This is a genomic window from Halochromatium roseum (assembly GCF_016653315.1).
Classification (GTDB): Bacteria; Pseudomonadota; Gammaproteobacteria; order Chromatiales; family Chromatiaceae; genus Lamprobacter; species Lamprobacter roseus.
Genome location: NZ_NHSH01000046.1, coordinates 133,538 through 147,564, shown reverse-complemented (window position 1 = coordinate 147,564; position 14,027 = coordinate 133,538). Strand labels below are relative to the sequence as shown.

At 61.1% G+C, this 14,027-nt stretch carries 14 protein-coding genes and 1 tRNA gene; 11 read left to right on the top strand and 4 right to left on the bottom strand.

Annotated elements, in window-relative coordinates; genetic code table 11:
* Positions 1-93: 93 nt before the first annotated feature.
* The 6 genes from CCR96_RS07185 (at position 94) to CCR96_RS07160 (ending at position 5,679) form a co-directional block, all read left to right on the top strand.
* A complete protein-coding gene (locus CCR96_RS07185) occupies positions 94-315 on the top strand; it encodes a DUF1656 domain-containing protein (protein WP_201219280.1) in 222 nt (73 codons plus the stop codon).
* 15 nt (positions 316-330) lie between these two features.
* Positions 331-1,242, top strand: coding sequence for an HlyD family secretion protein (locus CCR96_RS07180; protein WP_201219279.1), 912 nt, complete (start codon positions 331-333; stop codon positions 1,240-1,242).
* Between the two features lie 50 nt (positions 1,243-1,292).
* Positions 1,293-3,593, top strand: a complete 2,301-nt coding sequence (locus CCR96_RS07175; protein WP_201219278.1) for an FUSC family protein — start codon at positions 1,293-1,295, stop codon at positions 3,591-3,593.
* Between the two features lie 149 nt (positions 3,594-3,742).
* Positions 3,743-4,381: a hypothetical protein gene (locus CCR96_RS07170; RefSeq protein ID WP_201219277.1), complete on the top strand. Its 639-nt coding sequence runs from the start codon at positions 3,743-3,745 to the stop codon at positions 4,379-4,381.
* A 26-nt stretch (positions 4,382-4,407) separates the two neighbouring features.
* Positions 4,408-5,217: a SanA/YdcF family protein gene (locus tag CCR96_RS07165; RefSeq protein WP_201219276.1), complete on the top strand. Its 810-nt coding sequence runs from the start codon at positions 4,408-4,410 to the stop codon at positions 5,215-5,217.
* 201 nt (positions 5,218-5,418) lie between these two features.
* Positions 5,419-5,679, top strand: coding sequence for a hypothetical protein (locus CCR96_RS07160; protein WP_201219275.1), 261 nt, complete (start codon positions 5,419-5,421; stop codon positions 5,677-5,679).
* Positions 5,680-5,786: 107 nt separating this feature from the next.
* Here CCR96_RS07160 and CCR96_RS07155 read toward each other — a convergent pair whose 3' ends face one another.
* Positions 5,787-5,963 carry a PLDc N-terminal domain-containing protein gene (locus tag CCR96_RS07155; RefSeq protein WP_200240104.1) on the bottom strand — a complete coding sequence of 59 codons (177 nt, stop codon included), beginning with the start codon at positions 5,961-5,963 and terminating at the stop codon, positions 5,787-5,789.
* A gap of 37 nt (positions 5,964-6,000) precedes the next feature.
* On the opposite strand from CCR96_RS07155, the gene CCR96_RS07150 reads away from it, so the two are divergent.
* The 3 genes from CCR96_RS07150 (at position 6,001) to CCR96_RS07140 (ending at position 10,150) form a co-directional block, all read left to right on the top strand.
* Positions 6,001-7,059, top strand: a complete 1,059-nt coding sequence (locus tag CCR96_RS07150; protein WP_201219274.1) for a diacylglycerol/lipid kinase family protein — start codon at positions 6,001-6,003, stop codon at positions 7,057-7,059.
* Between the two features lie 203 nt (positions 7,060-7,262).
* Positions 7,263-8,660 carry a Si-specific NAD(P)(+) transhydrogenase gene (sthA, locus tag CCR96_RS07145; protein ID WP_201219272.1) on the top strand — a complete coding sequence of 466 codons (1,398 nt, stop codon included), beginning with the start codon at positions 7,263-7,265 and terminating at the stop codon, positions 8,658-8,660.
* 2 nt (positions 8,661-8,662) lie between these two features.
* Positions 8,663-10,150, top strand: a complete 1,488-nt coding sequence (locus CCR96_RS07140; RefSeq protein ID WP_201219270.1) for a 2Fe-2S iron-sulfur cluster-binding protein — start codon at positions 8,663-8,665, stop codon at positions 10,148-10,150.
* 159 nt (positions 10,151-10,309) lie between these two features.
* Here CCR96_RS07140 and CCR96_RS07135 read toward each other — a convergent pair whose 3' ends face one another.
* Positions 10,310-10,576 (bottom strand): hypothetical protein, encoded by a 267-nt coding sequence (locus CCR96_RS07135; RefSeq protein WP_242518674.1) that lies wholly within the window; start codon positions 10,574-10,576, stop codon positions 10,310-10,312.
* A 497-nt stretch (positions 10,577-11,073) separates the two neighbouring features.
* A tRNA-Leu gene (locus tag CCR96_RS07130) sits at positions 11,074-11,158 on the bottom strand.
* 277 nt (positions 11,159-11,435) lie between these two features.
* Between CCR96_RS07130 and CCR96_RS07125 the strand changes: the two genes are divergently transcribed.
* Complete coding sequence (locus tag CCR96_RS07125) at positions 11,436-12,044, top strand: hypothetical protein (protein WP_201219268.1); 609 nt, start codon at positions 11,436-11,438, stop codon at positions 12,042-12,044.
* Between the two features lie 143 nt (positions 12,045-12,187).
* Here CCR96_RS07125 and CCR96_RS07120 read toward each other — a convergent pair whose 3' ends face one another.
* Positions 12,188-12,757, bottom strand: a complete 570-nt coding sequence (locus CCR96_RS07120; protein WP_201219266.1) for an SPOR domain-containing protein — start codon at positions 12,755-12,757, stop codon at positions 12,188-12,190.
* Positions 12,758-13,354: 597 nt separating this feature from the next.
* On the opposite strand from CCR96_RS07120, the gene CCR96_RS07115 reads away from it, so the two are divergent.
* Positions 13,355-13,726, top strand: coding sequence for a hypothetical protein (locus tag CCR96_RS07115; RefSeq protein WP_201219264.1), 372 nt, complete (start codon positions 13,355-13,357; stop codon positions 13,724-13,726).
* The last annotated feature ends 301 nt before the right edge of the window (positions 13,727-14,027 follow it).

The following is a 14,027-nucleotide window of genomic DNA, read 5'->3' as shown; positions in this document are numbered from 1 at the left end:
ACCGCTGCGCAAAAGCACAGAGCGCATCGCCACCCGGAACGACGATACGGCTGTTTCAGGGGTTTGACGGCCAGCCAAATATCCGAGCAAACCATGGATCAGATCCCCGTCGAGCTCAGTCTAAACGGCGTCTACTACCCGCCCTGGCTCCTCGCCGCTGGGCTTGGCCTGGTGCTGGCGATGGCGCTGACCAGCCTGGCCAATCTGATTGGCCTGAGCCAATGGGTCTGGCATCCGCCGCTCTTCTTCACCGCGTTAGTCGTCGCCTGCACGCTGTTGATCGGCTCGACGCTCGTTCCTTCCTTCTTTGCTTAAGCCCCAAGGCCACGCATGAACCTCTCTGAAACCCGGCGCCAGATGCTCTTTGACTTAGTCCGGGTGCTGATCACATTGCTGATGGTGGCGCTGGCCGCCGGCGGCGTCTTCTGGGTCACCCAACAACAGCAGGCGCATCCCTGGACACGCGATGGACAGGTGCTCGCGAATGTGGTGCATGTCGCGCCTCAGATCAGCGGCCCGGTGGTGGCCGTCCATGTCGCCGATAACCAGCGCGTCGCCCGGGGTGATCCCCTGTTCGAGATCGACTCGACGCTCTTTCAGCAGGCGGTGCAGCAAGCAGAAGCCGATCTGGCACAAGCCAGCGCCGAGGCGACAGATGCCGCGGCGGATGCCCGGCGCGCCCAAGCGCTGCATGCGCGCGGTGACCTCTCTCAGCAAGACTTCGACCTCAAGACTGCTCAGGCAGCAGCCAAAGCCGCGGCGGTCGATGCCGCCAAGGTCGCGTTGGAGACCGCTCAGCTCAAACTTGGCTACACCAAGGTCAGCGCTGCCTCAACCGGCTACGTGACCAATCTGGAGCTTGACGCAGGCACCTATGCCACCGCAGGCGAATCGGTGCTGGCCTTGATCGACGCCGATTCATTCTGGGTCGCCGGCTATTTCAAGGAAACCGACCTGCCTTACATTGCGATCGGCGACCCAGCCGTGGTGACCCTGATGGGCTATCCTGATCGACCACTCGCCGGTCGCGTCGAAAGCATCGCCTTCGGCATCGCACGGCGCAACACCGGCACCAACCTCGGCGATCTCGCCGAGGTCGCACCCACCTTCGAGTGGATTCGCCTGGCCCAGCGCATCCCTGTGCGCATCGCGCTCGCGTCGCCGCCGGCCGATCTGCCGCTGCGGGTCGGCTATACAGCCAGTGTCGCGATCAACCCATCGCGCGCCGCTGAGCGCCGCTGAGGCCCAGTGTTGAGCAGCCGCGGCTGATCACGCGGGCCGATCTCCCAACAATGCGCCTCTGGAGTCCAACCGCCGTTGTCGCGGCCTTCAAGACCAGCCTCGGGATCATCATGGCTTGGGGCATCGTGCTTTGGCTGCAGTGGCCCGAACCCTTCCTGGCTCCGGTCGCGGTCTTGGTCTTGCAAACCCCTTATCTCGGCGCCTCACTGCGCAAGGGGCTGATGCGGGTGCTGGGCACCTTGGCCGGCGCCCTGCTGGTACTGGGACTGATTGGGCTCTTCGTGCAGGAACGCTGGCCGCTGTTGGCGATGATGTCGGCGGTGCTGATGATCTCGATCTACCAGATGCGCCTGAGCCGCTACGGCTATGCCTGGTTCATGGTCGCGCTGGCGGTTGCCGTGATCGCCTGGGACGCCAGCACAGCCCCCGAGGTGGCCTTCCAAGCAGCCGTCTATCGGACCTCCGAGGCCATCGTCGGCATCCTCGTCGTGCTGCTGATCAACGGCCTGCTCTGGCCGCGCACCGCTGGCACCGATTATCTCAAGCAGCAGCGCTCGGTGCTTGAGACACTCGCTGGGCATCTGCGTCAAACCGGTACCGCCGTCACCACTGACTCAGCGACGGGGTTTTCGTCGATGCCCAAAGCCCTGCTGCGCGCTGGCCCGGAGCTGCGCGAGTTGCTCGCCGCGGCAGCATTGGACACCGGCCATTTCCGCCAACGACACCAAACCCATGAGGCGCAGATCCAGGCCTTGACGGCAACCCTGGGCTCAGTGATGGGCCTCACCGAGAATCTTCGCCTGGCTGCGACAGGTCGGCGCGCCTTTCTGACGCCACCGCAGCGCCAGGTGCTGCGTGAAGCACTCGAACAGTTGGCGGTCGCAATCGAATCGGCATCGGCGCCTAGACCAACTGCGGCAGCAACAGCAACTGCAACAGTAACTGCAGCACAGCCATCACCCAGTGCTCAGGGGGATGCATCCAAGCCGCGTTCGCACACACAGGCTAGGACCATCAGCACAGCAGCTCAGATCGCGCTCGCCGAGGTCGAGTCGCGCCGCCAGCGCCTGCTGACCGGTCCCAGCCTGGCGCAGCAGAGCGGCGGCGACAGCGCGCTCACGCATGCCTTGGCGGCTCAGCTGCAGGCACTCGCGAGCCACGTCAAGACGCTCGCGGAAGCCAGCGCTGCCGTCGCTGCCGGCCGCGCATTACCTAGGCCCCAGCTGCCGCCACAGCCGACGCTGCCCTGGCAGACGCGATTGGCCCTCGCGCTCCCCAATAGCCTGGCGATGGGAGTCGCATTCTGGGTCTCAGTGTTGATCTGGATGCAGTTTCAATGGCCGCCCCAGGGGCTGCTCGCCGTGGTGATGGGCTTAGTCCTGATCGGCGGGCACACGCTGCAGAAGACCAGCGTCTTACAGCCGGCCAAGCTCACCCTGCTCGGCTTCCTGATCGGCATCCCCAGTACGGCGCCGATCTATTTGGTGCTGATGCCGCAGCTCGACGGCTTCGTGCAGCTCGCCTTGGCACTGTTCCCGATCTATTTCGGCATTGCCTACTTTCTGCATGCCCTGCCATCCCCGCATCACCTGATGTTCCTGAGCATCGGCATCCTGGCCATCATGCTGCTGAATCTCGAGCCGCATCAGGTCTATGATGCCGCCGGGTACATCAACGCAGCGCTCTCCATCGCCACCGGCTTCTTGATTGGGGTCACGGCCCTGTCCTTGGTGCGCGGCGCAACGCCGCAAGAACAGTTGCGGCGCGGCATCAAACGCCTGCTCGCTCACCTCAGCAGCGCCCAGCAAGCCCTCTCGGACCTCGATCGCAGCGACATCAAGGCCGTCCTAGGGCTGCATGAGCAGCAGCTGCGGAGCGAGCTGCAAGCGCTCTCAGCGCTGCTGCCGTCGGCCTATGCAGCAGCGGTGCCACAGAACGATCGCGACCGCATCCTGGCCCTTGGCGACGCTTTGCAGGGACTGGTCACGCGTTTTCGCGGCCTCCAGCAGGCGCGTGTCCGCTGGGGGGTCGATTTGCGTCGCCAGGGCCTGGGCACCCGGCTCGGCCAGCAGCTGCTCGCACCCTTGGTCACCACCTATGACGCCTTTATCCATAAGCTCGACCATCCCACGGCCCCAGCCTCGGTCGCCGCACTGGATGCGAGTGTCTGCGATGTGCGCGCCGAGCTAGCGCGGATCGACGCCTATCGGCACAGCGAACAGGTGAACGCCGACGCGGTCTACACACTCACCATCGCTGGCCACTATATCGCCGTGATGCACGCGCTACGCGATCTGGCAACGTCGCTGGATGGCATCGATTGGGCAGCCTGGCGACGCAATCGATTCTGAGCACAATTGGCAGCTCGACTGCCTCGCAAGCCCTGCCTACGCTCACAGCAAAAAGACAGCGACAAGACATCGCTCGCGCCGATCAGATGTCGTTACAATGCCTGATCGACCAGACCAAAGACTGCGAGACAACCGCAACAGGAGCCCCGATGTATCCCTCTCAGCGCCAGCGCTTTCATGCCAGCGATGCCACCCGGACGCGCGACCTGCATCCCGCTCGGTTGTCGCGCCATGCCATGGCCCTAGTCACAACAGCCGTGCTCGCCCTGCTCAGCGGCTGCACCACCGATGGTCCGATCACCGACCCCTCGGTCCACCTCGGCAATCCGTTCCAACGCCCAACCGAAGCCGGCTTCCGGTCACTTGTCCAGGCTCACTGCGGCCAGCTCAGTATCGGCAGCACGACGGTCAACGCGCTTCTCGGCAAGAACACCGCCTTCGATAGCTGGATCACCGCGCTCTACAACGGCGATATCTCCAATGATGAATTCATGAATCAGGTCCTGCTGCAGTACCCCGCGGCGAATGCCAACGTGCCCGCAACCGGCTGCATCATGGATCAGCTCAAACAGTGTTTCGCTGAGACTTGCAAGGTCCAAACGGCCGCCGAGCGCGAGCAGATGACCGAGGCCGAGACGCTGGAGATCAAAGAGATCGAGTCAGCAGTGACCCTCGACCCCAACGAGCTACCGGCGCAAGACGCACCAGAGATCGAGGGCATGATCGAAACATCGATCGAAACATCGATCGAAGCATCGAAGAAGGACGGCCCCAAGCCGCTCCCCTAAGCACATCACCGCGATCAACTTCGGGGATGTCTGAGCACTGGCCGCGATCAGACGCTGAGCAGCAGCCCACCGAGCATGAGCACACCACCGCAGCGGCGCTCGCGCCCAGTTTGTGGCGCAAACGCCTCCGCTGCGGTCTGTTCATCATGCTGTTCGGTCTGACCAGCCTGGTAGCGGTGCTCCTGCTGATCGACCTTGGGATCTCACTCTCCACCCGCTCTTCGATCACCGACAGCCTAGAGCAGGTGCAACCCACCGAAATCGCCCTCATCCTAGGCACCTCTCGTGGTATCCGAGGTCGACTCAACCCCTTTTACCAGGCACGCATCGAGGCCGCTGCCGAGCTGTATCACAGCTGCAAGGTGCTCGGTATCCTGGTCAGCGGCGACAACGCAACCCGCTACTACAACGAGCCGGTGTCGATGCAGAAAGACTTGATCGCGCTCGGTGTGCCAGCCGATCACATCACCCTCGATTACGCCGGCTTCCGTACCCTCGACTCGATGGTGCGCGCGAAAGAGGTCTTCGGGCTCGACGAGGTGCTGGTGGTCAGCCAACGTTTCCAGGCGGCGCGGGCCATCTTCCTCGGTCGGCAATTCGGCATCGATGCACAGGGCTATGCCGCAGCCGACCCCGAGCACAGCGGCTACATCCGGGTCCGCATCCGTGAGATCTTGGCCCGTGCTGCGGCCGTGCTCGATATCCTCACCGGCCAAGGCCCTCGGTTCCTCGGCGATCCTGAGACGATTCGTCTGCGCGACCAGCCAGAACCGGCATTAGACTTGGTTCCCGAGCAACCCAACCGCTTGAAAGCCGCCCGATCGGACGACCACTAAGGCGATTTGTCTCAACGCTCAACCTTAGCCCCCATACAAGCCCCCCACACAGAGGCATCCAGGATGCAGTGCATCGACTCGCTTCAGCCACTGACCAGCATGCAGCCAAGACACCGTCTTCGTCTTCGCGCGACCGCCCGCCTCGCCGTCATCTGTACGCTCTGCCTCCTATTCAGCATGGGCTCGAGTGGATGCCGGGAGGTGAAGGGCTTTCCCTCAGGCGCGATCACGATCACAGTGAAGCCAGGCGACACCGGCAACTGCGCCATCTCGCCCTGCCGAGTGCTGTTCGAGATGCCGGCCGGCACTGCGGATTATCAGCTGCTTGGCAACCAGGTTGATTTTGGCCGCTACCCGGCTGGCAAGAGGGTCAACCTCGGCAACTTCTACGAGCCGATTACCATCGAGGTCGTCGGCGCCGAGGTACCCAAGACCTATGTCTATATCCCGGTTGATTGGTAAAGAGAGATCGCCAGCAGGGATGCCCCTCGAGTCGCCAGACCGGGGCACCGCGACCCTGCCAGCTCAGCTCCGCCCAAACTCCGCCCAAGCTCCGGCTTAGCTTCGGCTTAGCTCGGCCCAAACAGCAGCCAGATGATCAAGCCAAACACGGGCAACAGCAAGATCAAGACGACCCAAAGCACCTTACCCAAGGTGCCCGCATTGCTCTGTACAATCTTGATAAAGGCGTACACAACGACGATCAGATGCAACAGGCCGAGGAGGCCGCCAACTTCGATTCCCACCACCGATCTCTCTCCGAATCACTAAAGAGCTGACACCATGTCTCAGGCCGTGATCGTCGTCAACCATCGCGCCGGCGCCGGTGCCGAGCAGATCGATTCCCTGGCCCGGCGGCTCAGCGATCGACTGCGTGGTCTCAGCCGTGATCAACAGCAGGATGTCATGCTGCTCGCGATCGGCGGCCGAGGCGATCAGTCAAACGGCGATCAGTCAAACGCCTGGTCCACACGCCTGCGCGCGGCGATTGCAAACGGTGTCGATGGCGTGTTCGTGCTCGGTGGCGATGGCACCGTGCTCGCGGTTGCCTCGATCGTGATCAACACCCGCATTCCACTCGGCATCATCCCACTTGGCACCGCCAATCTGCTGGCACGCGACATCGGCATCCCGCTGAATGCTGAAGATGCCGTTGACTGCTTGACGGATGGCTTCACCGGTCGCTCAACCGGCGGCTTGGGCGATGGATCAACCGATGAAGCCGCCAATGGATCGACCAATAGAGCGACCAATGGAACGACCCATGGCTCAGCCGTGACCGTGACAACCATTGATGTTGGTTTCGTCAACGGGCAACCGTTTCTTTGTGCCTCGATGATTGGGCTGACCACAGCACTCGCACGCACGCGCGAAGCGGTGCGCGGCCGTGGTCTGCTGCAAGCCGCCGTCAGGCTGGCCCGCAAGACGTTCCGACTGCTCCGGCGCTATCCCTATCATCGATTGCGCATCACTGCGGATGGGGAGGAACTGAAGGTCAAAACACGCACCCTGGTGATCACCAACAATCCGATTCGATCGATTGTTCAGCCCTATCTGAGCCGCGAGCGCCTCGACACCGGCAGGCTCGGTCTCTACGGCATTTGCCATGGACCAGTCTGGGGCCTGCCGCAGCTCGGCCTGCGACTGCTGCAAGGCGACTGGGCCGAAGACCCACGCCTCTTTCATCAGCAACCGCAGTCACTGCGGATCGAGACCCGCCGCGCACATTGGCTTAGGGTGATGAATGACGGCGAGCAGCTCCGTCTCAGGACGCCATTGATCTATCAGATCCGCCCCGGCGCGTTGTGCGTGCTGAAGCCAGGCAGGGCTGCAGCAAACTGATCACTCACAATCAAGCGCAATCAGGCACAGATTAACGCAGAGATTTCAATACCCTGTTACGCATCCCTGCTTCACCTGCTGGGTGGTCTTAACCTTAAGAAAGGCGGTTTCGGCAGCGCCAGATCGGTCGGCAGACCCGGCGCCTATGCTAACCTGAGTGTTTTCGACAGCGCGCCACCGCAGAGCGCCGAGGTAGAGGCAGTATGGCAGTGCGTACCTTCGACAGCATCGTGATCGGCACCGGCCCCGCCGGCGAGGGCGCGGCGATGAAGCTAGCCAAGGCCAACCAGCGCGTCGCGGTCATCGAGGCCTATGACAAGGTCGGTGGCGGCTGCACGCATTGGGGTACCATCCCCAGCAAGGCCCTGCGGCACTCGATCCAGATGCTCGCCGACTATCGCCGCAACCCGCTGTTTCAGCACACCCGGGATCAGGTTGAGGTCGAATTCCCGGACCTGTTGCGTGCCGCCGACTCGGTGATCGACCATCAGGTGCGCACCCGCTATCGCTACTACCAACGCAACCGGGTCGAGCTGCTGTTTGGCCATGCCCGCTTCGTCGATCCGCATCGGGTGCAGGTCCAGCGCCCGGATGGGGTTGCCGAGCTGATCGAGGCCAAGCATCTCGTCATCGCCACCGGCTCCCGCCCCTATCATCCGCCGGATGTCGACTTCAGCCACCCACGCATCCACGACAGCGACTCGATCCTGAAGCTGGCGCATACCCCGCGCAGCCTCACCATCTACGGCGCCGGCGTCATCGGCTGCGAATATGCCTCGATCATGGCCTGCCTCGACGTCAAGGTGAACCTGGTCGACACCCGCGACCGCCTGCTCTCGTTCCTCGACAACGAGATCACCGACGCGCTGAGCTACCATCTGCGCGAACAAGGCGTGGTGATCCGCCACAACGAGAGCTACGAGCGGGTCGAGCCGCGCGACGATGGCGTCGTCTTGCACTCTGATTCAGGCAAGAAGCTCAAGACCGACGCCCTGCTCTGGGCCAACGGGCGCAGCGGCAACACCGAGGATCTGGGCTTGGAGGCGATCGGCTTGGAGCCGAACAAGCGCGGCCAGATCGAGGTCGACAACTCCTATCGCACCGAGATCGATCACATCTTCGCGGTCGGCGATGTCGCCGGCCCACCGGCGCTGGCCAGTGCCAGCTACGACCAGGGCCGCTTCGTCGGCTCGGTGATCGCCGATGGCGAATGCGATTGGTCGCTGATCGACGAGTTCCCAACCGGCATCTACACGGTACCGGAGATCAGCTCGGTCGGGCGTACCGAGCGCGAGCTGACCGCGGAGAAGGTCCCCTACGAGGTCGCCCAGGCCCACTTCAAGAGCATCGCCCGCGCCCAGATCACCGGCCACACCGTCGGCATGCTAAAGCTCTTGTTCCACAGCGAGACCAAGGCCATCCTCGGCATCCATTGCTTTGGCGAGCAGGCCTCGGAGATCGTCCACATCGGCCAGGCGATCATGTCGCAGCCGGGCAGCGCCAATAGCATCGAATACTTCGCCGAGACCACCTTCAACTACCCGACCATGGCGGAGGCCTATCGAGTCGCCGCCCTGAACGGGCTCAATCGGTTGTTCTGACGATGAATCAACTGCTGAGTCTATCGCGTGCGGCGCGGCTCGCCGGGGTCACCCGCGCCGAGATCCAGAAACGCATCCGCCAAGGCGAGATGCAGACCTTCGAGGGCCAGGTCGCGATCAGCGATCTGCTGCACGTCTACCCCAGCGTCAGCCTGGAGAAGACCGGTGATCTCGAGCGAGTCGAACAGATCAAGGCCGATGCCTTGCCGCGCAGCCATGATGAGGATACCCGGCTACCGAGCCAAGAGGTTCTCGTCAGCCGCATCCGCTCGCTGGCCAAGGCGTTGGTGCAGCGCATCGCCCGCGTTGACAAGCTCGAAGCCTTGATGGATGAGATCGAGCAACGACTCGACGCGCTTGCAGCCACAGAGACAGGGCAAAGACAAGGACTAACGCAGAACCAGACTCAAGCTCAAGACCTGAAGACTTGGCTCCGCGAGCGCCGCGCCGCCCTCGGCGAGGAGGCGGTCGAGGCCGCGCAGACTCAGTTACTGGCGAAAGACACCTTTCTACGCATCATGTCAGCAAGCGTGAAGATGATCCCGTCCGGACACGAATTCTTCGTCGACGGCAACGAATCCATCCTCGAGGCCGCGGTGCGCTCGGGCCTGCGTCTGAACTACGGCTGCGCCAATGGCAACTGCGGCGAATGCAAGGTGCGCTTGGTCAGTGGTGAGGTCTACCGCATTCGCGAGCACGACTATGTGCTCAGCGAGCGCGAGAAGCAGCTCGGCTACCTGCTCAGCTGTTCCCACACCGCGGTCACCGACATCCAGCTCGAAGCCGCCGAAGCGCACTCCCCGGCTGACCTGCCAGAGCAGGAGATCCAGGCGCAGATCCGCAAGTTGGAGCCACAGGGCGATGGGCTCATGCTGGTGCATGTGCAGACCCCACGCACCAACACGCTGCGCTTCATGGCTGGGCAGCGCGCTCGGCTTCAGCTTGCCGATGGTGTGGAGCAGGAGCTTCCCATCGCCAGTTGCCCCTGTAACGGGCGCAATCTGCTGTTCTCGGTTCGGCATCATGGCGACGCCTTCAGCCAAGCCATCTTCGACAGCCAGAAGCCGCGACAGGCGATCACCCTGACTGGCCCTTACGGCAGCTTCGTGCTCGCCGAAGACGCCACCGAGCCGGCCGTGTTCATTGCCATTGCGGATGGCATCGCGCCGATCAAGAGCCTCATCGAGCATGCGGTCTCGATCGACAGCATCGAGGCCTTCAACCTGTACTGGTCAGTGCCGGCAATGCAAATGCACTACCACCAGCCTTGGTGTCGCGCACTGCGCGATACGCTCGATAACTTCGCCTATACACCGCTGGTCGACGCCAGCTGTGATGATCTACTGGCACTGCTGGAAGCCGATCTCGAGCACCTTCAGGCCAACCGTTACTATGTCGCCGGCCCAGGCAATGCGGTCGCCGCGGTCACTGAAGCACTGCTCAGGGCAGCTGTGCCGAAGCAGCGCATCGCCAGCGAAGGGCTAGACTGAGCGTTGTTCGCGAAATCATTCGCGAAATCATTCGCGAAATCATTCGCGAACTTATTCGCGAACTCAGCTTAACAGTGCACCAAATTGGCCATGCAGCCATGCTGAGACGATCAAACAGCCCCAGGATCGTGCACCTATAGCGCAGGACCCAGTTGGCGCCTAAGCTGCGGCGCTATCGAGCAACCGGTTCTGGCGCGGAGGCAAAAAGACGGTTCCTTTACCAAAGCGGTTGATCGCCTCGTTGCGCACCCAACTTGGCGCATCTGCAAAGAGACGAATAAAGGTGAAGCCGCACTCGCCACGCTCAATGCTCGCGACCCACTCCCCGAATATATTGTTTTCGTTCATCTTCACTCCTTTCCGGCCACTTTGCGGACGATGTCCTGACCTGCCCATGAGGTCGGCGACCTGTTCTTGTTTCTTCATCGATCCTGGGATCGACCCTGGTTTGGCGGTCGTCGGTCCTTCTCGAGATCAGCCAATATCGGCCAAGTACAGCTAGACACTCTGTGCATCATCTAAGGGGAGGACACATCGGACTCGACGTCGCCAGTCTACAGCCAACCTTAAACTCCATGCAAATTTTGTTCCAATATCAGCGCGAAGCTGTTGGCTATGCACCTTTAGGTCGCGGTGTTGCGCAGAAGCGTGTTCTATCAGCAGCAGTCGTAAGTCCACGCCCTGCCGCAAGCTCGGGCGACAACGGCTGCGGATTCTGGAACATTTTTGATGATCAGCGGCTTAGCGCTTGACTTAGACGCGTTTCTGCGTTGCAGCTGAAGATCAGCAAGGCGCGTCACCAGGACCAGGTAACGGAGCAACATTATTCGTTGCCAGTCCCAGATAGGCTGATTGACGCAATTCGCATCTGGCCCCGATGGCCAGGAAGAACCAAGCAAAGCACCTAAGCCTTTGTTTTAGAATGGTGCGCGAGGGGGGACTCGAACCCCCACGGATTACTCCACTGGAACCTAAATCCAGCGCGTCTACCAATTCCGCCACCCGCGCATAAAGGTTAGGATCACAAGTTTAACGGTTTTCGCCTTCTGCAGTCATCTGAACTCGCGCAATCTTCGTGTGCGTCGCCGCTTCTGATCCGATACTTGCTTTTTTACCAGGAACATAGGATGGTCTTGCGCTGATTTTCACGCTGATTTTCACTAGGAGACAAGAGATGAGTAGCTTGCGTTGGTTGTGCATCCTCGCACTGGCTTTTGTGGTCACCGGCTGTATCAAGGTCGATCAGACCTTAACCCTGGATAAGGATGGCTCTGGAACGCTCGAGATGCGCTACGGCATGTCGGAACAGGCCATCGCTCAAGTCGAGGCAATGGAGAAGATGGGAGAAGCGATGCAAGAAAGCGGCGGCGAAGCGTTGGACATGGATGCTGAGAGGCCGTTCGACCTGGATTTCGACGAGGCCAAGGTGCGTGAAGAGTTCGAAGCAAAAGGGCTTGAGGGGGTTGAATTGGCATCCGTAAAGGCCGAGAGCGTCGACGGCTGGCGCTTTATGGAGATGAAACTGACCTTCAAGAATCTCGCCGCACTCAAGCAGACCGACTACTTCGATGGTAGCGAGCTGTCGCTCTCCAAAGACGCTGAAGGCAACTATGTCCTGACACAGCGCAGCCTCGATAATGAGGGTGGCGGCGCCGACGAGGACATGGACCCACAGATGCTGAAGCAAATGGCAGGGATGTTCGCCGGTATGCGCATCGCGAACCGAGTCATCGTGCCCACAGAGATCATCGAGACGAACGCGACCGATATCGATGGCCGCTCGGCCTCATGGGTCTACGATATCGAGAAGGACCCCGCAATCCTCGCGCAGATTCAGAACTTCAACATGCGCGTTGTGTTCTCAAGCGAAGGCGCCTCGATCGCAATGCCCTGATGCAGCGTTGAGAATACAGGCTTGGGCTACCGACGCTTAGGTGCCCAACCTATATCTCGTACGCTAATCTTAAGCGACTGATAAAAAAGCAATCTTTTTTCAGAAAAGTGTAGTGCTGAAAAGTGTATTGCTGATGCCAGCGGTCAGGTTTGACCATCGGACGTCTCGATGACATCGAGTTCAGTCTCAGCCGACAGTTCTCGTATCCAAAGATCAAGCCTGCCGAGTACGTCCGGCAATGTTTCGCTCGCCCGTTGCGCGGCAGCCCGATCCTGATGCAGGCTATAGATCAGTACGAACCAGGGGCGACCTCGAAAGCGCTCTTCTCGCATATAGACTCGGCTGGGCAAGGGACTACGATCGACGAAATCGTCCAGTAGCTCGCGGCTGTGGAAGCCAATGAGCTGCAGCGCAAAAGGGCGATCAGCGACAGCAACTCGCTGCGGACTCGAGCCTGCCGGCATCTGCGAGTTCGCATCGGCGCTACCGGCATCAACTGTCATCGCCTCATCCTCGGTCTCGCTCAGCGCGTTTTGATCTGGCCAACGCGGGCGGACCGCGGGCGCTGACAACTGACGCGCTAAACGCTGGTATTCACGATCAAGCTCGTCCGAGCGGCGATCGATGAGCGCGTCCACCACTTCATCGATGGATCGGATATCTATCGCTGCCTCCTCAGCTTCAGCATCAGCATCAGCATCAGGATCAGCCATCGCGGCAACCTCATGAGCGCCCGCTGCATCGGCTACCTCTGGGGTAGCCGCGGCCAGTGCAGCGTCGGTTTCCTGAATAGCTGAGTCAAAGGCTGGGGAGCCAGTCCCCGCGCCGTCAACAGCTGGCACCGCTGGCTCAGACGCAGCAGCATCAGAGGCTGCAAGCTTAACGGCTGCAGCCTCAGGGGTTACTTTAAGCTCAGGAGCGGCAGGCTCGGCGACTGCCAACTCTGGCGGCGCTGAGGTTCGATCAACGGCCGCCGAGCGCTCAGCATCGACATGCATTTGCACAACCATGTCATCATTCGGCAAGACAGCGGTTGAATGCTCGCCCACCGCCTGCGCATTTGCGGTCGTGTCTGCGTTGTCAGCTATGTCATCTGCGCCGACAGCTGTTGCATCTGCGCTATCAACTGTCGCATCGGCACTGGTTGATTTGAACGCGGCGACATCGACCATCAGGCGTTCAAGACGTTCGCGCAACACCGCGACCTGGCCCTCTAGGCCTTGAGTCAGCAAGTCAGCTGCTGTTGTCTCAACCGCAGCGACAGCTGTTGAAGCAGAGGTGGAGACGGCTGACTGCTGCTCAGTAACAGTGTGCTGATCGGTGGTCATCCATGCGCTAGCCTCCATCGCCGCGATCCGCTGCTGCAACTGCTCGAGATCAGCACGCCAATCCCGCTGCATTCGATCAATCTGAAACAGAACAAAACCAATAGAGAGGACCGTCAGGAGTATCATCAGGGCAGCGACCAGTATCACCCCCATGCGCTGGAAGCTCGCCAAGGCCGCAACCTCTCCACGCTGGGACTCGAGGGCTCGATGCATCTGCGTGGCGGTGCGCCGCCGCTCATCATCGACCGCCGCAATGCGCTCAATCAGCGAGCTTTGCAGGGTTTCGATTGTCGGGTTCGGTTTGCGCTGAGCAACAGCAGCATCCGCATCGGACAGAGGAGGCTGTTCGCCTGAGGCTTCTCGGTAGAGAAACCCCGCCACGTCCGGCGGGTGCTCTGGTTTAGGATCAGACGGATGAACCATCAGCTTATGTCCCTTGTAACCAAGGCTGAAGACCCTTCATCATCGGCCAGTACCACGCCGATGCCAAGCTTGCTAACGAACGCTGGTCACCTCAAAGACCTGACTCAGATCAAGATTGACCCACATCAATACTCGAGACATCAGCCGTGACCAACATCATACGATGAGTGTTTTTGCCGATTCACAGCCGACCAAGTCGGCTTCTATTGCGCGGCGACATTGTCTCCCAGCT